This is a genomic window from Tardiphaga sp. 709 (assembly GCF_032401055.1).
Lineage (GTDB): Bacteria > Pseudomonadota > Alphaproteobacteria > Rhizobiales > Xanthobacteraceae > Tardiphaga.
The window spans coordinates 2,448,579-2,471,442 of sequence record NZ_CP135529.1; the positions used below are offsets into that span (position 1 = coordinate 2,448,579).

Here is a 22,864-nt window from a genome sequence, read left to right on the forward strand (position 1 = left end):
GGCGGGAGATCGTCGCGCTGCGATCAGGCGAAGCCGCCGGGCATCGGGCGAAACTTCCTGATCGCAAGGAAGGTCGTGACGACGAAGAACACCAGCACGATGCCCTGAACGATCGCAAAAGGCGGCTCACTCGGCGGCACGCTCGGTGCCAGCGCATGAAGCGGCGGGACCTTCAGGAAGCTCTGGATCACCAGCACGAACACATTGAGATAAAGCGAGATCATCGCAGTCAGCACGTAAATCCAGCGCCATGACCCCGCCAGCTTCTGGCCGTACAGCGCCAAACAGGCGACCGCCAGCAGCACCAGCGAAATGATGCCGATGACATGCGACGGCAGCAGTTTTTCGACCGGGAAGAAAAAGCCGGTCACGCTGGTCAGGATCGTCGTCAGCAAAAACAGACCGGTCCAGCCGGGCATCGGCTTTGACTTCAACAACCCGACCATTGCGACAAGGCCCGCGACGATGCCGATCAGGCTGACCACCACATGAAGCAACGTGAACGTTGCCAAGCTCATTCCTAGGACCATGATGCACCCCTGCTTTAGAACTTTTCAAATCTTAGGGTGCAGCGCGGGAACTTGCCAATAGTTTTTGGCTGATAGTCATCATATAGATTTGCGCGCAGGGCGCCGTTTTGTTCAAGACATTCGCGTTCGATCAATAGAGCCGCGCAATCTACTTGTTGAGAAACTCAACCAGTTTCGGGATCACCTGATCGGGAGCTTCTTCCATCAGCCAATGGCCTGAGCCTTTGACGATAACGCCGTCCACATTGCTGGCGACGAGGCGCCCTTGCTCGATCAGAAAAGACCCACCGGCCTTCTCACCGGAGAGAACCAGCATCGGCATTGGCAGTTTGGTCTTGGCAAGTTCGGCAAACTCGGCGGCATCTTTCTCAAAAGCGCGGAAGACCTCGAATCCGGCTGCCATGTGGCCGGGCTTCGCATAGGCCTTGGCGTAAAACACGCGGTCCTTTTCCGGCACCGACTTCTTCGGGTCCGCCGCGAAATCATTCCAGAAGTGCTCGAGGTAAATGCGCTCGCGGCCCGCTACCAGCGCCAGCGGCGTCTTGCCGTAGAAATGAAAATGCCAAAGATCGCGCAGCAGCCAGACATGGGTCCAGTCGCCGACGCCGGGCAGGAACGCATCCATCAACGCGATACGATCGACCTCGGCCGGATATTGCGCAGCATAGGCATAGGCGACCATCAGACCGATGTCATGCCCGACAATTTTCACCTTGGGATATTTCAGGCCGACCACCAGCGCATGGATATCGCGCGCCATCGCCGCCTTGGTGTAGCCATCAGCCGGCGCGTCGGAATCGCCGAAGCCACGCAGATCTGGCGCGATCACCGTATGACTGGCCGCAAGTTTCGCGATCAGCGGGCGCCACATATGGCTGGTCTCGGCATAGCCATGCAGCAGCACGATCGGATCGCCCTTGCCCGCAATGAGATAATGCAGCTTGACGCCGTTGATGGTGGCGAAGCGGCTTTGCGGAGCTTGCGCTGAAGCGGATACGGGGAGAAACGGCGCTGCCAGGACGGCCAGCAGCACACCCAACAAAGCCCGGCGTCCGATCGTAAAAATGTGCATGAAGTCCCCACTGAAACGTCGCCCGCGTCGGGACGATTGTCTCAGTAGTAGCGCGGAATCGGCCCGTTGTGCGGAGTCTTTCGATCCGACAAATCGAACATGACTTCATCGACATAGCACCAGCCCCAGCCTTCGGGCGGATCGTAGCCTTCGATAATCGGATGCTTCGTGGCGTGGAAATGCTTGGTCGCGTGCTTGTTCGGGGAGTCGTCGCAGCAGCCGACGTGACCGCAGGTCCGGCAGATCCGCAAGTGCACCCACATACTGCCCGTTTTCAGGCATTCCTCGCAACCGAGTGCGCTGGGTGTCACATCGCGAATGCCGGAAATATGCGTGCAGCCTTTCGGCATGATGATCTCCCGTTATGAGCTCAAAGGGTTGGCGTGGCCGTATCGCCGAGAAAACCATGCAGCGCCGCCACCACCTGGGCGCCCTCGCCGATCGCGCCGCCGACACGCTTCACCGAACCCGAGCGCACATCACCGACCGCAAAGACACCGGACACCGACGTCTCCAGCGCCTGCACGCTGCGGCCATTGGCGGGAATGCCGGTGATGATGAAGCCATGACGATCGAGCGTGACGCCGCAGTCCGCCAGCCACTCGGTGGCGGGATCGGCGCCGACGAACAGGAACAGATTGCGGATGTCAGCGCAGGACTCCTCGCCGGACAGCCGACTACGGGTGCAGATCCGTTCGAGCCCCGCCTCCTGCGTCCCCTCCAGCGCCACGACTTCGGTGTTGAAGACCAGCTCGATATTCGGTGTCGCCTCGATGCGCTCGATCAGATAGCGCGACATGCTGGCGCCGAGGCCGCCGCCGCGGATCACCATATGCACCTTGTTGGCCTGGCTCGCGAGAAACACCGCCGCCTGACCTGCCGAATTGCCACCCCCGACCAGGTAGATTTCCTGCTCCCTGCAGAGCCGGGCCTCGATCGGAGATGCCCAGTACCAGACGCCGCGACCTTCGAAATCGGCGAGCCGCTCGATATCCGGCCGGCGATAGCGTGCGCCCGATGCCACCACGATGGCCTTGGCACGCATGACATCGCCGTCGTCAAGTTCAAGAGCGAACAGTCCGTCCTTGCGTGAACAGTCCAGCGACTTCACGGCCGCCGGGATCATGATATCGGCGCCGAACTTCTGCGCCTGGTTGAAGGCACGCGCCGTAAGCGCCATGCCGGAGATGCCGGTGGGGAAACCCAGATAGTTCTCGATCCGCGCGCTGGCACCCGCCTGCCCGCCGAATGATTTGGCATCGCACACCGCAATCGACAGGCCTTCCGACGCGCCATACACCGCGGTGGACAAGCCCGCGGGTCCGCTGCCGACGATGGCGACGTCATAGGTCTTGCCCTTGGCGATATGGCTGATCATGCCCATCGCGCGGGCGAGTTCGGAGAATGACGGATTGCGCAGCACCGTGCCGTCGGCCACCACCACCAGCGGCAGATCCTCCGGCGACGGCGTATAGCGCGCGATCAGATCGGCGGCGTCCTTGTCCGTTGCGGGGTCGAGCAGATGATGCGGATAACCGTTGCGGCTGAGAAAACCCTGCAGGCGGATGACATCGCTGGAATTGGCTGCGCCGATGAAAGCCGGACCGCCAGCGCTGCCCTGCAAAAGGTTCACCCGACGCAGGATCAGCGCACGCATGATGCGCTCGCCCAGATCCGCTTCCGCGATCAGCAGTGCGCGCAGCCGTTCCGGCGGAATCAGCAGCGTCTCGACATCGCCTTCAGCATGACCGTCAACCAGCGCGACGCGGCCCGACAGTTGCGCGATCTCGGCGACGAACTGTCCGGTGCACTGATCGGCCACCGGCGTGATACGGCCGAAACCGTCGCGCTGGGTGATCGTCACATGTCCGGACAACACCACGAACATGCCGGGACCGGGCTTGCCGGTCTCGAACAGGCAATCGCCATCCTTGTAATGCCGGATCTCACCGAAGCGGCGCATCCGCTCGATCTCCGCCGCCGTCAGCACGGGAAAAGTCTGATCGTGCCGCGGCAGCGCCGCCCGCGGCGCGTAGGCCGGCAGCTCGGCGCTGGATGATGCTTGGGATTCTGATGACATTTAAACTCGCATGCTCACGCGGCGGACAGGTGCCATCAATCCCGATCGGGATCGACGGGTCTTGAACAGAAGTCCTGTATCTTATCGGCATCCGGTGACGCCTCGACTGCGACGGTATCGCCGGCCTGACTGGCGCGCCCGCGCATTTGCACCTTCCGGCGCTTGAGATTTTCACGCAGCGCCTGACGCAGCCTGTCGTGACGGGCAGTTGCACTTTCCTTGGCGGGTTTGCTCGGCGTATCGGTCATGGCTGTTATGGTCGATCGAATGGTGTGCAGAGATGCGCCAGATTGGATCCTGAGACCCCATACATAACCGCCTTCAACGTGTCAGGCGAGATGATCGGCTTCGAGGTGATGATCCGGCCAATGAAGGCTCTGCCGGCGGTTGTCGAAGCCATGGGAACCGGATCGACTCGCCAATGGCGAAGCGCAAGGCGGCTGCAACCGCAACAGGCCGACCACACCCCTGTTATAATGATGCATTCTAAGTGCCACCCGCGCTTGCGCCGCCCGTGACCTTGTGGCAAGGATCGCCCCGCTTGGTAGGCGCCCTCGAGGCTGATTCCTGCACCCAGCATGCTGCCGTAGCTCAGTGGTAGAGCACTCCATTGGTAATGGAGAGGTCGACAGTTCAATCCTGTCTGGCAGCACCATTTTTCCCTGTTAAATCAATAAGTTCTCCGGACCGAGGCACCTGACAATCAGGCGTCTCGCGGCAGACAGAACGCGAAATCGCGGTTCAATACGAAAATATCCGGGGCTCTGTTCCCTGCCCGTTCCAATCGCCCGGCATAAGCAGCCATATCACCGGACTCAAACGAACTTGAAACAGCCCCCTTTGCGGGGGCGGTACGCTTGTGGCTTTGAATGATGGACCAAAATCGAGATGACCGCTGGATCCCGCCCTAACCGGCGGTTTTTTCGTTTGGCGCATATAATGCCTCTGCTGACCCCCGTCGAACCGTAGAAGACACAGGTGCGATCGGCCGGCACGTACCGCTCTAGCCGGAAATCGTGGAACGGTGCTGCCCGCAGCACACGAACGATTACACTCCATGCGGCAGCTTCGGAGCCGCGGCATCTCAATGTGACAGGGAATGCGCAGCCGAAGATATATCGCCCCGCCCCTGTTTCACCAAAGCATTCATGAGCGGCAATTCGGTCGTCGACTTGATCTGCTCCATCGTGAACATCGACGACACATCATGCAGATCAATCTTGGCGATCAGCCGCTGATAAAGATCGTCGTAGGCCCGGATATCCGAGACCACAGCCCGGATCAGATAGTCCACATCACCGCTCAGGCGATAGAAATCGACCACCTCGGGGAAGCTGACGACGATCTTCCGGAAACGCTGAACCCACTCCGCGTTATGCTGGTTCGTTCGCACCGCGATGAAAACGCTGACACCCAAATTCAGCTTGTCTGCATCGAGAAGTGCAACGCGTCGCTTGATATAGCCAGAGCTTTCGAGCTTCTGGATGCGACGCCAACACGGCGTGGAACTCAGACCTACGCGATCGGCGAGGTCCTGCATTGAAAGGCTGCTGTCTACCTGGAGTGCCGCGAGAATTTTGCGGTCGAGCTCGTCGAGCATAGTTGCCTCCGATGAAAGGTGTACGCAGAATATTTCTGCCGTTCATTGCCATCGTGACGCAATGCTATTGCGAGATTTGAAAGTTCGCGAGCATAAACAATTATCATCGCTGCGCATTCGAGCAGCAGGCTGGCGTCAAAAGCGACGCCTTCGCTAACGCAGCGCTAAGATGAATGCGCCACCGCGTATCGTGATATCGGCGCGTTGATTGAATGCGTGGCCTCTTACAGCCGCTGGCCGCCACTCGCATCGATCTGCTGGCCAGTGACCCAGCCCGCCTCGTCCGACGCGAGAAAGGCGACGACCCTGGCGATATCGTCGGGTTGCCCGACCCGGCCGAGCGCGATTGTCTCAGCCACTGCGCGGCTGGCCACCGGATCGCGCGCGACGATGTTCATGTCCGTCGCCGTCGCGCCGGGCATCACGGAATTCACCGTGATCTGTCGACCCCCGAGATGAACGGCCAGCAAGCGGCTCAGCGCTTCCAGACCCGCTTTGGCCGGCGCGTAGGCGGCCATGGTCGGATAGGCCGAACGCGTCCCCATCGACGAGATATTGATGATACGGCCGCCATTGCGAAGATGTGGCATCAGTGCCTTGATCAGAAAGAACGGCGATTTCAGATTGGTCTGCAGCAGAAGATCGAAGTCGTCCTCGGAAATATCCTCAATGACCGCGCGTTTTCCCACGCCGGCGTTGTTGACGAGAATATCGAATGCAGCGCTGCCATGGCGTTCGGTCAGTTCGGCGCCAAAATCCGCGGCCAAGGCGGCTGCGCCACCGCGTTCCGAGAGATCAGCCTTGATCGGAAAGGCGTCGCCGCCAGCGGCGGTGATGGCCGCCACAGTCGCATTCGCGGCATCGACCGAGGCGTTGTAATGGATCGCGACGGTTGCGCCGTCCTTCGCCAAGCGACGTGCGATAGCCTGACCGATCCCCCGACTGGCGCCAGTAACCAGCGCAATTTTCCCCGCCAGCCCGCTCATGCGGACCAGCCGTGACTGGCTTCCAGGCTGCGCGCCCGATCGATCAGCGCCTTGCGGTCGATCTTGTTGGTGCCCGCCCAAGGCAGTTCGTGGACGAACTCAACCCGCCGCGGGTGCTGATATGCCGGACCATTGGCGATCGCGAACTGACGGATATCGTCGAAGCTCGGCGTGGGCTGCTCGCGGGTGACGATAAAGGCGACCGGCACCTGGCTCCGTTCTTCGTCGGGCAACGGCACCACTGCCGCCTGCTGGACCTGCGGGTGACGTTCCAACAGCTTCTCGACTTCGCCCGGATAGATGTTCTCGCCGGAGCAGACAAACATGTCGTCGGCACGGCCTACGAAGAAATAGAAGCCGTTGGCATCGCGGCGCATCACATCGCCACTGTAATACCAACCATCGGTCAACACCTTGGCGGTCTGCTGCGGCAGATTGTGATAGTGATCCAGCACCGCCGGATTGCGCATCAACAACACGCCTTCGTTCTCGGTGCCGTTGACGAGCCGGACATCCTCCACGTGGATTGGATAGCCCAACCCTAACGGCGGCGTCGGGATCTTGTCGGGATGCGGGCCGAACACAGCCGGCCCTGCTTCCGTAGTACCATAGCCCATCGTCATCACGACGTTGGGCAGCGCCTGCTTGATCCTGTCCCATAGACCCATGGTCATCGGCGCCGATCCAAGCATCAGGCGACGAACCGAGGTGATATCATTCTTCGCCAGCAGTTCCGTTTCCTTGACGACACGGGCCCACATGGTGGGAACGGCCGTGGCGGCGGTCACCTTGTACTTGGCGATGGCCTCAATATAACTGCGGGTCTCGAACGACGGCAGCACCACTACAGACGCATTCTGAGCGAAGATCGTCTTGATGGCAAACAGGCCATTCATGTGAAACAGCGGCTGCGCGATGATGTAGCGATCATCCTGATTGAGCGCACCGCTGGTCCGTGTCGAGATCGCCCAGAGTTGTCCGTAGTGCGATAGCGGTACGCCTTTGGGCCGGCCGGTGGAGCCGGAGGTGTAGAGCATTTGCCCGACCTCTTCCCGCGTCGTCTCGACGGCGCTGAACGCTGCGGGCTTGATGGTCGCAGTAAAGCCGCTTGGGCCGCTATCGTCGAAATTGATGATGGGAATGCCGTCGCGCACCATCGGCCGGTTGGCATTGTCCACGAAGGCCAGCGCGATCTTCGCGTCATCCATCACAAAATCGACGGTGTCGCGCGCAGCCTTGATATTGACCGGAACAGCGATGCATCCGGCGCGCATGATGCCGAAATAGCACATGATGTATTCGGCGCGGTTAAACGACAGAATCGCGACATGCGTGCCACGCTTGTAACCGCTATCGACAAGATACTGGGCGACCCCGTTTGCCATCTCATCGATCTGACGGTGGGTGTAGCGCCTGGGATGCGCGGGATCGATCAGATCGATGACCGCCTCCCGATCAAGGTCACCGCTGCGATCGATCAGGTCACCGAGATTATTCCACCGCATTGGCAATGCTCCACTTCTGAGAACTCAATTAGCCACTCGCGCGACACGCGGCAGCGCCGCGGGTTGTTCAAGTAGATCGTAGTGACAGGCCACCTTGCGGCCATCGGAGACATCGCGCAGCATCGGTCGCTCCTCGCGGCAAAGCGCCTGAGCGTAGGGGCAGCGCGTGCTGAAGCTGCAGCCTGGCGGCGGATTGAGCGGGCTTGGCAGTTCGCCCTGCAGCACACTGCGAGCGTGGCTCCGTGCAATGCGCGGATCGGCGATCGGCGCGGCGGCGAGCAAGGCCTCCGTATAAGGATGCGCCGGTCTATCCCAGACATCCTCGCTGCGGCCTGTTTCGACGATCCGACCGAGATACATCACGATCAGCCGGTCCGAAATATGCTCGACGACCGAAAGATCGTGCGAGATGAACAGATACGACACGCCCGTCGCCTGCTGCAGGTCCTCAAGCAGATTGATGACCTGCGCGCGCACCGAAACGTCCAGCGCAGATACCGGCTCGTCGCAGATGATTACCTTGGGCTTGAGCGCAAGTGCACGCGCAATGCCGAGACGCTGGCGCTGGCCGCCAGAGAACTCATGCGGATAGCGCCGCATCGCATCGGCCGGCAGGCCCACCTGTCCCAACAATTCGATGACACGATCCTTGATATCACGGCGCGACCAGCCGGCGACGCTGAGCGGTTGCCCGACGATGGTGCCGACGTCGTGGCGTGGATTGAGCGATCCATAAGGATCCTGAAAGATCATCTGCATCGACTTCCGCGAGGCCTTCAACGCGCCTGCCTGCATCCGCGTGACGTCGTCACCATCGAGGAAGACGCGTCCGTCGGACGTCGGCACCAGACGCATGATCGCCTTGCCGAGCGTGGACTTGCCGCAGCCGGATTCCCCGACCAGCCCCACAGTCTCTCCGGGTTCGAGGTCGAAGCTCACATCGTCGACCGCCCGCAGGACACCCTGTGCGCTCAGGTATTGGACACAGAGACTAAGCACCGATAGCAGCGGCATCGCGCGATAACTCCTTCTCGGCAGCAAAACAGGCGGCGGAACGGTGCGGCAGCAACGGCGCCAGCTGTGGTCGCTCGGCACGGCAGCGATCGAATACATCGGGACAACGGTTCTGGAAGGCACAGCCCTGCGGCAAATCGGACAGCGCCGGCACGTTGCCCGTAATTTCGACTAAGCGGCTGCCCCGGCGGCGCTGCGCCGATGGCGTCGCGCCCAGTAGCCCGCGCGTGTAGCGATGCAGCGGCCGCTCGAACAATGCCTCCACCGGCGCTTCCTCGACCTTGCGGCCGGCATACATCACGGCCACCCGGTCTGCGACCTCCGCAACGACACCGAGATCATGGGTGATGATGATGAGACCCATGTCGGAGCTGGACTGCAGCTCCTTCATCAGTTCGATGATCTGCGCCTGAATGGTGACGTCGAGCGCCGTGGTCGGTTCGTCGGCGATCAGGAGCTTTGGCCCGCAGGCGATCGCCATGGCGATCATCACGCGCTGGCTCATGCCGCCGGACATCTGGTGCGGATAATCGGCGAGGCGGCGCTCCGCATCCGGGATGCGCACCCGACGCAGCAACTCAACCGCGCGGTCTCTCGCCTCGTGACGCGACACGTCATTGTGGCGCCTGATTGCCTCGATCAGCTGATCCCCGACCGCGACCACAGGGTTCAGCGATGTCATCGGATCCTGGAAGATCATCGAGATGTCTTTGCCGCGAACCCGTTGCATCTCGCGCTCGGACAGAGCAGCGAGATCACGCCCCATGAAGCGGACGGCACCCCCGCCGATCTTTGCGGGCGGGTTCGGCAACAACCGCATGATCGCCAGCGCCGTCAGCGACTTGCCACAGCCGGATTCACCGACGATGGCCAGCGTCTCGCCGGCCGAGACCGTCAGCGACAGGCCATCGACCGCAGGCAAAATGCCACGGCGCGTGAACAACGACACCTGCAGGTTCTCAATGGCGAGGATTGGCGTTGGACCGGCTTTGCTGCCCATGATCATCTCAGCGGTCCCGCAGCTTGGGGTTAAGCGCATCGTTGAGGCCATCGCCCACAAGGTTGAGCGCCAGCACAGTGAGCATGATCGCAAGACCCGGCACTGCGCAGATGTACCAGGACGAGCGAATGAGCGTCCGGCCGTCCCCGATCAGCTGTCCCCAACTGGTGACATTAGGATCGCCGAGCCCGAGAAATGCCACAGCGGACTCGAACAGAACGGCTCCGGCAACGACCAGTGATGACAGCACGATCACCGGCGGCAATGCATTCGGCAGTATCTCGCCGAACATGATCCGCAGGCTGCCCATCCCCATGGCGCGGCAGGCCTGCACGAATTCGCGATCGCGCAGCGACATGAACTCGGCACGCGTCAGCCGCGCGATCGGCGTCCAGGTCACGACGCCCACTGCGATGGTGACATATTCGATCTTCTGCCCGAGGATCGAAACGATGGTCAGCACGAAGATCAGGTTCGGGATGGTCTGGAACAATTCTGTCAGACGCATCAACAGCTCGTCGACCCAGCCGCCGACATAGGCCGCAGTGGCGCCAACAGTGATGCCGATGATGGTGGCGGTCAGGCTGGCGCAGAGGCCGATCAGAAGCGTGGTGCGGGCGCCGTGGGCAATCATCGCTGCAATGTCACGACCCAGAGAATCCGTGCCGAGCGGATAACGCGACGACATGAAGGGCCAGATCTCCGGCCGCCCGACAATACGAAGCGGGTTGCGCGGGAACCACCATGGCGCGGCAATAGCAACACCGACGACGACCAGGACGAGAAACAGACCAACCAGCGCCGCGCGGTTGCGGGCGAAGCGCCGGGCGAAGTCGACGAACAATGTCAGCATGATCTACCTCGCCTTGATCCGGGGATCGAGCCGCAGATACAGCAGATCGACAGTCGCGTTGCAGACAGCGACCAGCAGCGAACCGAGGACGAGCACGCCAAGTACCATGGGGAAATTGCGGCTCATTACACTGTCGAACAGCAGGCTGCCGATGCCGGGCCAGCTAAAGACCGCTTCGATAACGACGCTGCCGCCAAGCATGGTGCCAAGCTGCAATCCGAGCAGCGTGACGATCGGCAACATCGCGTTGCGCATCACATGTGCCAGAACCACGCGACCGCCCGACAGGCCTTTGGCACGCGCCGTTCGTACGAAATCCAACCGGGCCACCTCCAACATTGAGGCCCGCATCACGCGCGCGAAGGTCGCTGCGTAGAAAAGCCCTAGTGCCGTTGCGGGAAGGACGAGATGATGCATGACGTCCAGCACAGCGCCGATGGCGCTCTCATCCACACCAATGGTGCGCATGCCACCGACCGGAAACCAGCCGAGCTTCACCGCGAACATCACCGTCATCATGATGCCGAGCCAGAAGCTCGGCGCGGCGAAGAAGAATACCGCACCGAGCGAGATCAGATTATCCCAGATCGTGTTGACCTTGATCGATGCCAGCACGCCGGCCGTGACGCCAACGAGCAGCGCGATCCCGATCGCCGCCAGCATCAGGATCAACGTCGCCGGCAGCTGCTGCATGATCACATCAAACACCGGGGCGTTCTGCCGGTACGAATAGCCGAGATCGAGCCGCATCACCGACCAGATATATTTGGCAAGCTGCACCGACACCGGCTGATCGACGCCGTAGGTGTGACGCAGCTGATCCAGCATCTTCGGATCGGTGATCTGCTGTTCGGACGTCATGACGTCGAACAGACTCCCCGGCGCCAGATGGATCAGAACAAAATTCATCACAATGACCGCGAAGATCAGCGGAATGATTTGCACGAGCCTGCGGATGATGATGCGACGCATGTTCGCCTCCGCTCTCAGCGGTCCAGCCAGACCTCGGCCCAGCTTTCGCCCATGAAGTCTGCGGTTAGCGAATGATCGCGAACGTCAGAACGAGCGATCGTCACGGGTTCAAGGTCGACCATTGGAAGGACCGGCGCGTCGCTCGCTGCGAGCTTGTCGAACTCGTGCACCAAGGATACGCGCTTCTTCTCATCGGTCTCGATCGCCATCTTGCTGACGGTCTCGTCCATCTTCGGATTGGAATAGCCGGTGGCGTTGCGGAAAGCTGCCCCCTTAACGATACCATCGGTGGTGTAGTATTGCGTTGTCTGCGGGATAGGCTCGATGCTGGCTGAATTGTTCGACACAGCGACGTCGTAGTCATAGTCGGTGTAGATGCGTTTCAGCGAGGTCGCGCGATCGGGGATAGCCAGATCGACGGTGATGTCGACATCCTCGAAGGCCTGTTTCAGGTACTGACCGATCTTGACGTTTTCCTCGAACCACCCGGCTGACACCAGGCTCATCTTGAAGCGCGAGCCGGATTTCACGGGATAGCCGGCAGCATCGAGCAGCGCGGCAGCCTTCTTGACGTCGAACGGATAATCCTGGACGTCCTTGGTGAAGAAGATCGAATTCGAGAAGTGGAGAGCGCCAAGCGAGGGACGCGCGCGACCGAAGAAAACCGTATCGGCGATGAAGCCGCGGTCGATCGCATGAAGCAGGGCCTGACGCACCTCGCGCTTCTTGAAGATCTCGCGACGCTGATTGAACTCGACGCTCGTGATCCAGGCAGAGTTCGAATAACCCTTGGTCTCGGCAACGAACTTCTTGGTTGCGGTCAGGCGCGCGATGTCCGGTGCAGGGATCGGATTGAATGTGCCTATGTCAAGCTGACCAGCCTCGAACGCGGCCGACCGCGACGCCGGATCTCGCCACCAGCGGATCACCAGCTTGTCGAGATAAGGCTTGCCAGCATTCCAATAGTTGTCATTGCGGGCATATTCGACATGACTGCCGCGCACCCACTCCTTGACCTTGAAAGGACCGGTGCCGATCGGCGTGTTGTTGATCGGGTTGGTGATGATGTTCGACCCGTCATAGATATGCTTGGGAATGACGAGACCGGCCTTGCCGGCCAGTACGGACTTGAGAAAGAACTCTGGCACCGGCACCTTGAATTTCAGCACCACCGTCAGCGGATCCACGGCCTCTGCGGTCTGCAGCGCATCCAGTGTCACGCCGGCGGAGATCGGCTTCCAGTATTGGATCGCATTGAAGACCAGATCGTCCGAGGTCAGCGGCTTACCGTCATGCCAGGTGACGTTCGGACGCAGCTTGATCGTGTAGCTCCGGAAATCCTCTGCCGGCTCGATCCCGAGAGCCAGCACCGGTTCGAATTTGAGATCGGCGGTCAGGCGGATCAGCCGCTCGAACACCTTGGTCGACGTGAAATACGGACTGGAGCCGCCACCCGCTGGAACGAACAGCGATTGCGGTTCAAATCCGCCCCATGTGCCGACCAGCGTGCCGCCGCGCTTCGGCGCCCCGGTTGCCGCCTTGGAAGAACCGGCAAAGCCGGAGGCCAAAGCAGCACCGGCTGTCGTCATCAAAAAATCACGTCTGCTAAAACCGCTCATTGTTCTTCCTTTGTTGCAGACAGGAACCGGTCCGCCATCGTGCGCTGCCCGGCCCTGCTATTATTTTGCTTCAAGCGTCGAATAGGTGCCGCGGCCGATAGCGAGCAGCGCCCCCTTTTCGTCGAACACATCGACGTCAGCGACGCCGACACTCTTTCCGGCACGGCGCACCCGCGACACGGCGACCAAGGCGGTATCGACAGCCGGCTTCAGGTAATCGACCCGGAAGTTCACGGTCGGAAGGCCGCGCCCGACCATCATGCCGACGGCGAAATCACCGACGGTGTCGATGACCGAGGCAATGACGCCGCCATGCCATTGCTTGGAGCCCGGTCGGCGTTCGAATTCCGGCCGCATCGGCGACCGCATCGTCACTTCCTGCGTTTCCGGATCGGCCTTGATCACCTCAAGGCCGAGGAACAGGTTGAACGGCGACACGTCCAGCATTTGCTGAATCTCAGGGGCCGTCAGCGTCTTGACGTCGGGCTTGCTCACGGCGTCACCACGACTTTGCCGAATACCGCACGGTCCTCAATGACGCGCACCGCTTCCTTCGCTTCTTCCAGCGGATAGGTCTTGTCGATCAGTACCTGCAGCTTCTTGGCTGCGACGAGATCGAACAGTTTTGTGATATCGTCACGTTCCCAGCCGTTGGAACCCTTGATCTCCAGTTCGAAGGTCCAAATGAAGCGAAGATCTTCAGTAGGCGAGTAGCCGGCAGTCGCACCGCAAGTCAGAATGCGGCCGCCGAGCTTCAGACAGCGCAGCGATTTGACCCAGGTATCGCCGCCGGTGAAGTTGACGACGACATCGACGCCACCGCCTTCGACGAAGCGCCTGCGATGTGGCTTGCCGTGGCGCTCATAGATCGTCTTCATGAAGTCGGACTGCGTGTAGAGGATGATCTCGTCCGCGCCGAGCTCCGTGAGCCGCTTGCCCTTCTCCTCGCTGCCGGCACAGGCGATCACGTAGGCGCCGGCCAGCTTGGCGAGCTGGACACAGCACACGCCGACGCCGCCGCTGGCGCCAAGAATCAGAACCTTCTCGCCGGCCTTGATCTGGCCGATGGTGTTCATCATGCGAATTGCGGTGCCATAGGCGACCGGCAGCGCGGCCGCCTGCTCAAAGCTGACACCTTCCGGAATCTTGACGAGCTGATGCGCCTTGGCGCGGCAGAATTCGGCGAGACCGCCATCCTGGGTCTCGCCCATCAGGCCGCCTTCGACGCGGTTGACGGGATCGATCAGCACGCGATCACCGATATTCCAGCCGGTGACGCCCGCGCCAAGCTCGGTGATCTCACCGACCACGTCGAGGCCAATGATGACAGGCAGCGGCACCTTGATGCCGGGCATACCCCGGCGGGTGAAAACGTCGTGATAGTTGATCGACGATGCTCGCACGCGGATGACAGCGTCGCCCTCGCCGGCCTTCGGCGTCGGATAATCCGCCGTGAATTGCAGCTTATCGTTATCGCCGTGTTCGTGAAGGACAACTGCTCGCATGATCTATCTCGCTCCGTTGGTTCAGGCTGCGGCGGAGAGGGACCAGCTTGCCAGCCCCTCCACCGCCTGTTGAGTGATGGAAATGGCTTGTTCGGTGGTCTCTTCACGCCAGTGCGACGACACGGGCACGAAGCAATCGTGCAGGTCTGCGCGCAGCATGCGAACGCGCTCGCTGTCTTTCTCGGCCTTGAACTTCAGCCAGAGATCGAGCTGCAAGGCGCGGCGAACCTTGGTGCCACGCGTACCGAATTCGATCACTGCGCCGACCATCGATCGCGCGCCGAGGAATCTGGTCATGCCGTGAAACACGAGCCCCTGATAATTGGGCCGCGCAAAATTGTTCGGCTTCTGGCCGACGATCCGTTCACGCCCCCACCAGCGCACGGCTTCCGCATGAAGCGCACTACCTTCAGGGTTGAAGCACAGAAAGAAGGACTCGCCGAAATCGCCGATGCCAGTATGCCAATCGATGAAGCCGACGTGCTCGGCCGCACCGAGATGATCGGCAACCACGGTCTCCAGAGTCAGATTGGACCACTCGCGCCCGGAGCCACCATAATTGGAGCCATCCGGGAAGTCGTACTGCCCCCGCGCCAGCGTGTCGAACAGACCGTCATCCCCATGCGCGTCCTTGAAGGCTTCCACGGCGTCGGCGTAGATCTGCAGAGCTGCCGGCGTCCAGTCGTCCGGAAGGAGATGCGGATATAGCTTCGCATAGCCCGGATTGGCCGGGCGGGGAGCGGCGAAATCGATGAAGTTGCGATTGAGATCGACATTGTTTTCAGTGGTCCGCGTACCCCAGGCAAAGCCGTAGGGATTGATCGCGTGGACGAAGAGAACCGACACGCCGCGCGGAAGGGCGCGTGCAAAATTGCTCTGCATCCAACCGATCTGCGCCGCCGAACCGCTGAGGCCTTCGAGGCCGTGCGTACCGCTGAGGATCACCAGTTGCGAAGCTGCGCGCGGATCGCCGAGCCGCGCCACATCGATGCACAGATCCTGGCCATTCGGGCCCTTCAGCGCCGGATGGGTGTAGGTGGTCAACGCAGCATCGACGTCATTCGCAGCGTTGCGAAATTTTACGCGCGCGCCGTCATAGTCAAGCGCAAAACTCCGGGTGAAATCATTGGGGAGCGCTACCATCACGCCGTGAACCCCAGAGCGACACTGGCTGCGTCGGCATGCGACACGATGATCCCGTCAGCATAGCGCTTGAAGGAAACGCCGGCCGCATCGAATACGGCGCGCGGCGTGTCGAGCGACGCGACCTTGAACACCAGCGCGACCATGCGGTCAGTGCCATCCGGGCTGACCAGCGCAGCCCCGACGTAGCGATCCGCGACGGCTGCAGGATCGAGTACGAAGATCGTCGCGGCACCGGCGCTGAACGAAAAGCCGCCATCCGTCGGCGTCAGGAGCGGTGCGCCGAACATGCGTTCATAGAGCGCCGCAGTTCGCGCCGGCTGCTGCGAGGCGATGACAAATTCGACGATTTCAGTGGCGCCATTGGCATGCGTCTGCCATTCGGGGCGCCACACCAGTTCCGGCGTATCGTGATGGCAGAAGAAAGTGCGCCCATTCTGCACCTCCTCGCCCGCCACGCGGATGACCTTGAAACGAGCGTCTTGAGCGCCGCCCGGCAATTCGACCGGCCGCGCAAAGCTCATTGGCTCCATGACGGGAACGGCATTGTCCTTCAACGTCGCATAGACCAGATCGGCATCGACCGACTTGAAAACCAGACCGCTCAATCCCGGCGGATGCGTCCAGAGATCTGCACGCATCGTTTCACGCCCTGGCAGATAGCCGAGCAATTCGAGATAGTTCGTGCCGAAGATCGCAAGGTTGTTGCTGGAGCCGAGCGTATGGTGACCGCGCTCCGTCAACTGGAAGCCGAGGCGAACATATTGTGCAGCAGCCTCATCAAGCTGGCCCATCACGTTAATGACGACGTGATCGAGGACAGGCGAGATCTTACGTTGCGCAGTACGCATATCACTCATACGAAAACCTCGTCGCCTTCCAAGTTGGTGAGCCCAGCAAGATTGGTGCCAGCCCGAACATTAATCACGATGGTGTCATGCAGCACGTGGTCGCGGCTCTTCTTTCGACATTGAAAAAGCCAGCGCCGCATCTGCATGCAGCATCGTTGAATCGAAGACTGGAAGATCGATGTGCTCGGGGCCGACCAGGAGACAGATCTCGGTACAACCAAGAATTACGCCGTCAGCGCCACGCTCTTTTCCTCGTGCAATCGCATCGAGATAGAGACGGCGTGAATCCTCGCGAACAACGCCTTGGCATAGTTCATCGAAGATGATGTCGTGAATGAACACACGATCGGCCTCAGCGGGAATAACGGGATCTAGCCCGAACCCCTCGCGCAATCGCGTCACATAGAAGTCCTGTTCCATCGTGTAGCGCGTTGCCAGAAGTAGCGGCCGCTGCAGCCCTGCAGCCTTCACGGCAGCGCCGGTAACGTCGGCAATGTGAAGAAGCGGGATCGACACTGCTTGCTGCACTTCGTCGGCAAGCTTGTGCATTGTATTCGTGCAGATCAGAATGCAACCAGCACCGCCTCCTTCCAGATCGCGTGCGATGTCAGCGAGAACCTGACAGGCCTCGTCCCAACGCCCTTGTTTCTGCAAGCTGACAATCGCGTCGAAGTTGATCGAACGCATCAGAATATCCGCGGAGTGGAGCCCACCGAGCTCGGCGCGGACTTGCTCATTCAGCCGGCGATAGTAAACAGCAGTACTTTCCCAGCTCATTCCACCAATCAAACCAATCGTCCGCATTACTATTGCTCGCTCTGTCCAGTCGATGTGCTTGACGGAACGATAGCATCGGCACCGCGCAATCCGATTGCGGATCGCGGTCATCATACTCAGTTTGCCTGAGAAGAAACTTCATAGTTCGAGCGATCGGCGGAATAGGATTTCAAATTTTTCCGATCCGTCGCATCAACGGTTCTTCGCTCGGCCCTGACAGACCAGAATGATGCAACGACGTGCAGCGCCGGGATTTGCCGTGTGTGTCGCGTGAAATCTCACTGTGTGAGAAGAATGCCGGAGTTCGGTCCGCACCGGGAGCAGAACTCAGTGCCACTTAACACGCATGCGGATCAGATACGTTCCGCGAACACTCGGCATGAGCCGTTCATCGAAAACAAACGAGGTCGCCTCCTGGAGGGAAAGGCGACCTCGTGGAGCGCGCGAATGCCCTCGCGCCGGTCCATGTGCTCTGGGGAAGAGCGCCATATTTGACCACGGCGGCCGCGCTGGTGTGTGACGACGACATGACACGGCATGTGACAGTTGATCGCATCAGCAGAGTCTTGCGTGTGGTCGCTCGACCTGATGCCTTCCATCAACGCGATATTTTTTAATCCCGAAGCATCATTCGGATTCTGAACGTCCTAGGCATGACGGGCATATTGCTCGACACTCGCGCAGATTATCAGGCGACCTGAGACCCCTCTGTTCAGATCTTCGGCGTCGGCTGCACGGCGCGCCAGAACGGCACGCTGGTTGACGTAGCCCTTGTCAGTAATTTCTCCGCCATCGACAGATAGCGGCTCTGCCAGCAACAGCGCGCAAGTTGCATAGGTGGAAGACCCTCCACCTGCCGCCTTCAGTCTTGCGAGCCCTTCCGCAATGGACGAACGCACATTTTCGCAGCCAAGCACGGCATCAATGCTTGCTGACTCCGGCAGGCCGGACACCGCGCGGCAGGCAGCCAGATTGGGAACAAGAAGGAAACGCACATCCTCACCGCCATGGCCGGCCACGACAATGTCCTGAACCAGCGGCGCCAATGCGGAGATTCCTGCCACGCGCAGCGTTCCGACGTTGACCCATGTGCCTGATGTCAGCTTGAAATCCTCGGCGATGCGCCCGTCGAACAGCAGGCCCTGCTCGGGATGAGCCGGATCTGCAAATGCAACGGCATCGCCGATCAGATAGAAGCCGTCCGCATCAAAAGCTTTCGCGGTGAGGTCCGGCGCCTTCCAGTAGCCCGGGGTCACATTGGGCCCACGCACCCGCACCTCGAACTTGCCGTCCGATGGCACGAGCTTCAGCTCCGTACCGGGAATCGGCACGCCGATATTGCCTGATCGCGGCGCCTGAAAATGACAATCGGTCGCGAGTGGCGATGTTTCCGTCGATCCCCAGGCGGAAACCATCGGCAACGGATGCCCGATTGTCTCGATGGAAAGTGTCTCCAGCGCGGACCATGTGCTCTGCGGCAGAGCCGCACCGGCATAGAAGACGAACTTCACCTCGCTGAAGAAACGCTGTCGCAACCCATCGTCCTTCCGCAGGGCTGCAATAAGCATGTCGAAGCCACGCGGCACGTTGAAATAGATCGTCGGCATGATGCTGCGCAGATTGGCGATCGACGTCGCGAACAATCCCGGTGCAGGCTTGCCGCTGTCAATGTACAGCGTTCCGCCGTTGCGCAGCACCATATTGAAATTGTGATTTCCGCCGAAGGTATGGCTCCAGGGCAGCCAGTCGAGAAGGACGAGTTCGCTCTGCTGAGTTTCGAGAAACGGCCAGGTCTGTGCCTTGGCCTGCTGGCTCGAGGTCAGCATGCGCTGGGTATTGATGACCGCCTTCGGCGCGCCGGTCGATCCCGACGTGAACAGGAATTTCGCGATCGTATCGGCATCGACCGCTGCAAAGGCATGATAGATGGCTGCGCTTACCGGCGTCGTGACCACATCAGCATATGACCACGCCTCTCCGGCGGTCGCGCCACCGCCGATGATGGCAGCAGTGTGAAACGGGGCGATCGCAGCGAGGGCCGGACCGAACTGTTGCGAGTCCGAGACGTAGATGGCACCGGGATCTAGAAGTTGAATCGCGCCACGCAGCTTTTCGAAATCCTTCGACATCAGCGAATAGGCCCGGGAAATCGCAGCGACCGGCACACCGACATGCATCGCTGCCAGGGCCAGAACCGCATGCTCGATGCCGTTGTCCGATAGCACTGCGAGGGGCCGCTGCGCACTCATCTCCTGTGCAAGAATCCAGCTAGCCGCGCCACGCACACGCCGAAGCGTCTCGGCATAACTCAGCGTCACCCAAGGCACATCCGGACTGGACCGCTCCGCCAGAAAGATCCGCTCCGGCGCCTGTTGTGCCCAATGTTCGAGCCAGTCCCCGACACAACGCGCATAGGGGCGCAGTGCTGTATCGGATCGAAGAAGGATCGTACCGTCGGATCGCTGTTCTGCGTCAACCGACGGCGTCAGAAAAAATGGACTGCCTGAGCTAGCCGCATTGTCGCGGTCCAGAACCATCGCTTTTCTCCCCCATAGCGTACCCGTCTTTGTTCTTATTCGGGCTGTCCAATCGAACCGGTCGTTGCCGGCTCGGATCGATGCAACATCGATCAGTAAGTCTCGACGTGATATCTTCCACCGCCGCGCATCGCCGCTTTCAGATCCGACCAATCCATCGACGCGGCGCGGCAAATATCGGCGAAGGCCTCTTCAACGCCGCTTTCCATGCCTTTCAACCCGCAGATATAGACGTGGGTCTGCGCGTCGCGCAGCAGCGACGTGATCGCAGCAGCTTCGCTGCGGATACGATCCTGCACATAGATCCGTGGCTCGCCTGGCACGCGCGAATAGCAGAAGTGCTTGCCCAGCAACTCCTCCGGGACCTTTTGCAACGGACCGAAATAGGGCAGTTCCTCGGGGCGGCGCGCACCGAAGAACAGGAGCAGCCGCCCGGGCGCGCCAGGCATCGCGCGCCGGCGGCGCTCCGTGAAGCCGCGGAATGGCGCAGAGCCCGTGCCAGTGCAGACCATGAGAACATTCGCCGAAGGATCGTTCGGCAGCAGGAAGGTGGCGCCGAACGGCCCGGTAACTTCGACCTTTGCGCCACGCGGCAGATCGCACAGGTAATTCGAACACAGCCCGCCGGACTCACGTTTCACGGTCAGCGCGAGATTGTTGGTGTTCGGCTTCTCGCCATCGCGCGAACTCGCGATCGAATAGAGCCGCACCTGATGCGGCTTGCCGTCCGCGCCCAGGCCCGGCACGACAATGCCGATGCTCTGGCCTTCGAGGATGGGAAACGGCTGCTCGCCGAAATCCAGGATGATATGGCGCACGTCGGAGTCGGCCGTCGCGTGGGTTAGCCGGAAATTGCCGGTCACCGTGGCCAGCGCAGGCTTGCCGCGGTTATAAAGATTGACCGATGCCTTGCTCGATGACAGCGGCGCGACGGGCTTTCCGCCCAGCCCCTTGCGTGCTTCTTCGAGCAACGCGCCGATCTCATCCTCGAGTGCCTCGATGGCGCCCGCACCGGCGCTATTGTCCGCGATCTCCTCCTGCGCCGGCAGGTCACTCCAGGAGAACTGCTCGTCGAGCGAATACGGCGCCGCCACGACGCGCCAGTTGTCGATCGCGCCGGTCGGACACGGCAAGATGCAATCCATGCAGTAATTGCAGATCTCTGCGTTGACGACGTAGTTGTTGTCATCATGCGTTACCGCATCGACCGGGCAGCTCTCCTCGCAGGTGTTACACCTGATGCAGATTTCCGGATCAATCAGGTGCTGTTTGAAAGGGGCGTTCATGGCAAATCCCGCGCGTGCCATCGAGGACTGACAGCGGCGGAAGGAAGCTGGAAATCCTTCCGCCGCGTGTACTCCTTTTAGGCCGCAATCTTCACGTATTCGAAATCGCCCGGCTTGTTGTCGATGCCGACCTTCGGCGCCGATATCCAGCTGGCGAACTTGCCGGGCTCACTGACCGGCGTCATCAACGACGCGATGAAATCACCGTCGTCAACGGACGGCAGATAGTCGTTCCTGGCTTTCGCCCAGGCGGCATCGCTCATGATGATGCCCTTCGGCGAAGCGTTCACATCGCGGAATTCACCGATCTGGCGATGGAATGCGGTGTGCGGCAAATCGAAACGGAAATTGACGCCGGCCTTCTCGATGATCTTGTTCCAGCGCTCAACTCCCTTGGCGCAGTCCGCGGTGTAATCGTCCCGCAGGCGCATATTGAGCGCGGTCAGCGCCGGTTCATCGACCAGCTTGATTTCGCCATCGACGAATTTCAGGACCTGATAGATGTCGTTGGTGAGTTGGTGATCGTCCTCGATCCTGGTCTCCTGGAAGCGCCCCTTCAGTCCGGAATTGTAGAAATTCGCGGCATTTGTGGATACTTCGGAGCCGAACAGATCGAGCGACAGCGAATAATGCAGGTTGATCTTCTTCTGCATGGTCGGCAGATCGATGACGCCGAGCGCACGAATTTTTTCGATGGCATTGGGATCCTCGATCCCCGCCGCCTTCATCGCTTCGCAGGTTCGCTGCAGCACACGGCCGACGCCCGTCTCGCCGACGAACATATGATGCGCTTCCTCCGTCAGCATGAAGCGGCAGGTGCGCGACAGCGGGTCGAAGCCGGATTGGGCGAGACTTTCCAACTGCATCTTGCCGTCGCGGTCGGTGAAGAAGGTGAACATGAAGAAGGACAACCAGTCCGGCGTGGCCTCGTTGAAAGCACCGAGCATGCGCGGCGCATCGGCATCGCCCGAGCGGCGGCGGAGAAGATCGTCGGCCTCTTCGCGGCCGTCGCGGCCGAAATATTTCTGCAGCAAATAGACCATCGCCCAGAGATGGCGCCCCTCCTCCACATTGACCTGAAATAGGTTGCGCAAATCATAGAGCGACGGCGCGGTCTGACCTAGATGGCGCTGCTGTTCGACCGACGCTGGCTCCGTGTCACCCTGAATGACGACGAGACGGCGCAGCATCGCGCGGTATTCGCCGGGGACTTCCTGCCAGGCGGGTTCACCCATATGTCGTCCGAAGTTCACCTTGCGCTCGGTGTCCTGCGGCGCCAGCAACACGCCCCAGCGATATTCAGGCATCTTCACATAGTCGAACTTGGCCCAGCCTTTGGGATCGACTGATATCGCGGTGCGCAAATAGACGAGGGATTCCTGAAAACCTTCAGGCCCCATGTCGTTCCACCAATCGAGATAGCCGGGATGCCATCCCTCCAGCGCCTTGAGCACCTGGCGATCCTCGGCCAGATTCACGTTGTTCGGAATCTTGGTGCTGTAGTCGACATTCATGATGTTCATGACTGGGATCT

21 protein-coding genes and 1 tRNA gene are annotated in these 22,864 nt (G+C 60.6%); 1 reads left to right on the top strand and 21 read right to left on the bottom strand.

Translation table 11 applies throughout. The annotated features are described in order from the left end of the window. Nucleotides 1–23 precede the first annotated feature (23 nt). The 5 genes from RSO67_RS12160 to RSO67_RS12180 all read right to left on the bottom strand — a co-directional run bounded on the left by RSO67_RS12160 (nt 24) and on the right by RSO67_RS12180 (nt 3,930). Entirely contained in the window at nt 24–530 is a 507-nt protein-coding gene (locus tag RSO67_RS12160) for a hypothetical protein (protein ID WP_315843661.1), read from the bottom strand. 148 nt (nt 531–678) lie between these two features. Further along, nucleotides 679–1,602 (bottom strand): alpha/beta hydrolase, encoded by a 924-nt coding sequence (locus RSO67_RS12165; protein ID WP_315843662.1) that lies wholly within the window; start codon nt 1,600–1,602, stop codon nt 679–681. Nucleotides 1,603–1,643: 41 nt separating this feature from the next. Then, nucleotides 1,644–1,952: a UBP-type zinc finger domain-containing protein gene (locus RSO67_RS12170; RefSeq protein WP_092145281.1), complete on the bottom strand. Its 309-nt coding sequence runs from the start codon at nt 1,950–1,952 to the stop codon at nt 1,644–1,646. A 20-nt stretch (nt 1,953–1,972) separates the two neighbouring features. Then, nucleotides 1,973–3,682, bottom strand: a complete 1,710-nt coding sequence (locus RSO67_RS12175; RefSeq protein ID WP_315843663.1) for an FAD-dependent oxidoreductase — start codon at nt 3,680–3,682, stop codon at nt 1,973–1,975. 35 nt (nt 3,683–3,717) lie between these two features. Then, entirely contained in the window at nt 3,718–3,930 is a 213-nt protein-coding gene (locus RSO67_RS12180) for a hypothetical protein (RefSeq protein WP_315843664.1), read from the bottom strand. Nucleotides 3,931–4,262: 332 nt separating this feature from the next. Here RSO67_RS12180 and RSO67_RS12185 point away from each other — a divergent pair. Then, nucleotides 4,263–4,337, top strand: a tRNA-Thr gene (locus RSO67_RS12185). A 429-nt stretch (nt 4,338–4,766) separates the two neighbouring features. On the opposite strand, the gene RSO67_RS12190 is transcribed toward RSO67_RS12185, so the two are convergent. The 16 genes from RSO67_RS12190 to boxB form a co-directional block, all read right to left on the bottom strand. After that, on the bottom strand, nt 4,767–5,282 hold the full coding sequence (locus tag RSO67_RS12190; protein ID WP_089266090.1) for an Lrp/AsnC family transcriptional regulator: 516 nt from the start codon (nt 5,280–5,282) through the stop codon (nt 4,767–4,769). 224 nt (nt 5,283–5,506) lie between these two features. Beyond that, the gene (locus tag RSO67_RS12195) at nt 5,507–6,268 is read right to left on the bottom strand and encodes an SDR family NAD(P)-dependent oxidoreductase (RefSeq protein ID WP_315843665.1); all 762 of its coding nucleotides are present in this window, start codon (nt 6,266–6,268) and stop codon (nt 5,507–5,509) included. Next, nucleotides 6,265–7,773 (bottom strand): class I adenylate-forming enzyme family protein, encoded by a 1,509-nt coding sequence (locus RSO67_RS12200; RefSeq protein WP_315843666.1) that lies wholly within the window; start codon nt 7,771–7,773, stop codon nt 6,265–6,267. The genes RSO67_RS12195 and RSO67_RS12200 overlap by 4 nt, the downstream gene beginning before the upstream one ends. Before the next feature lie 24 nt (nt 7,774–7,797). Then, nucleotides 7,798–8,787 (bottom strand): oligopeptide/dipeptide ABC transporter ATP-binding protein, encoded by a 990-nt coding sequence (locus RSO67_RS12205; protein ID WP_315843667.1) that lies wholly within the window; start codon nt 8,785–8,787, stop codon nt 7,798–7,800. Further along, nucleotides 8,765–9,787, bottom strand: coding sequence for an ABC transporter ATP-binding protein (locus RSO67_RS12210; RefSeq protein WP_410001841.1), 1,023 nt, complete (start codon nt 9,785–9,787; stop codon nt 8,765–8,767). Before RSO67_RS12210 ends, RSO67_RS12205 begins: the two co-directional genes overlap by 23 nt. A gap of 7 nt (nt 9,788–9,794) precedes the next feature. Next, nucleotides 9,795–10,640, bottom strand: a complete 846-nt coding sequence (locus tag RSO67_RS12215) for an ABC transporter permease (RefSeq protein WP_315843669.1) — start codon at nt 10,638–10,640, stop codon at nt 9,795–9,797. A gap of 3 nt (nt 10,641–10,643) precedes the next feature. Then, nucleotides 10,644–11,612 carry an ABC transporter permease gene (locus RSO67_RS12220; RefSeq protein ID WP_315843670.1) on the bottom strand — a complete coding sequence of 323 codons (969 nt, stop codon included), beginning with the start codon at nt 11,610–11,612 and terminating at the stop codon, nt 10,644–10,646. Between the two features lie 14 nt (nt 11,613–11,626). Further along, nucleotides 11,627–13,201, bottom strand: a complete 1,575-nt coding sequence (locus RSO67_RS12225; RefSeq protein ID WP_315843671.1) for an ABC transporter substrate-binding protein — start codon at nt 13,199–13,201, stop codon at nt 11,627–11,629. A gap of 90 nt (nt 13,202–13,291) precedes the next feature. Continuing rightward, nucleotides 13,292–13,726 carry a PaaI family thioesterase gene (locus RSO67_RS12230; RefSeq protein ID WP_315843672.1) on the bottom strand — a complete coding sequence of 145 codons (435 nt, stop codon included), beginning with the start codon at nt 13,724–13,726 and terminating at the stop codon, nt 13,292–13,294. Next, nucleotides 13,723–14,736 (bottom strand): zinc-binding alcohol dehydrogenase family protein, encoded by a 1,014-nt coding sequence (locus RSO67_RS12235; RefSeq protein WP_315843673.1) that lies wholly within the window; start codon nt 14,734–14,736, stop codon nt 13,723–13,725. Before RSO67_RS12235 ends, RSO67_RS12230 begins: the two co-directional genes overlap by 4 nt. Before the next feature lie 21 nt (nt 14,737–14,757). Beyond that, the gene (locus tag RSO67_RS12240) at nt 14,758–15,879 is read right to left on the bottom strand and encodes a M14 family metallopeptidase (RefSeq protein ID WP_315844233.1); all 1,122 of its coding nucleotides are present in this window, start codon (nt 15,877–15,879) and stop codon (nt 14,758–14,760) included. Beyond that, nucleotides 15,879–16,739, bottom strand: a complete 861-nt coding sequence (locus tag RSO67_RS12245; protein WP_315843674.1) for a VOC family protein — start codon at nt 16,737–16,739, stop codon at nt 15,879–15,881. Before RSO67_RS12245 ends, RSO67_RS12240 begins: the two co-directional genes overlap by 1 nt. A gap of 75 nt (nt 16,740–16,814) precedes the next feature. Next, complete coding sequence (locus RSO67_RS12250) at nt 16,815–17,534, bottom strand: aspartate/glutamate racemase family protein (RefSeq protein WP_068734729.1); 720 nt, start codon at nt 17,532–17,534, stop codon at nt 16,815–16,817. Nucleotides 17,535–18,154: 620 nt separating this feature from the next. After that, a complete protein-coding gene (locus tag RSO67_RS12255; RefSeq protein WP_315843675.1) occupies nt 18,155–20,044 on the bottom strand; it encodes a feruloyl-CoA synthase in 1,890 nt (629 codons plus the stop codon). A gap of 92 nt (nt 20,045–20,136) precedes the next feature. Further along, complete coding sequence (boxA, locus tag RSO67_RS12260) at nt 20,137–21,330, bottom strand: benzoyl-CoA 2,3-epoxidase subunit BoxA (protein ID WP_315843676.1); 1,194 nt, start codon at nt 21,328–21,330, stop codon at nt 20,137–20,139. 77 nt (nt 21,331–21,407) lie between these two features. After that, nucleotides 21,408–22,853, bottom strand: coding sequence for a benzoyl-CoA 2,3-epoxidase subunit BoxB (boxB, locus tag RSO67_RS12265; RefSeq protein ID WP_315843677.1), 1,446 nt, complete (start codon nt 22,851–22,853; stop codon nt 21,408–21,410). Nucleotides 22,854–22,864 lie beyond the last annotated feature (11 nt).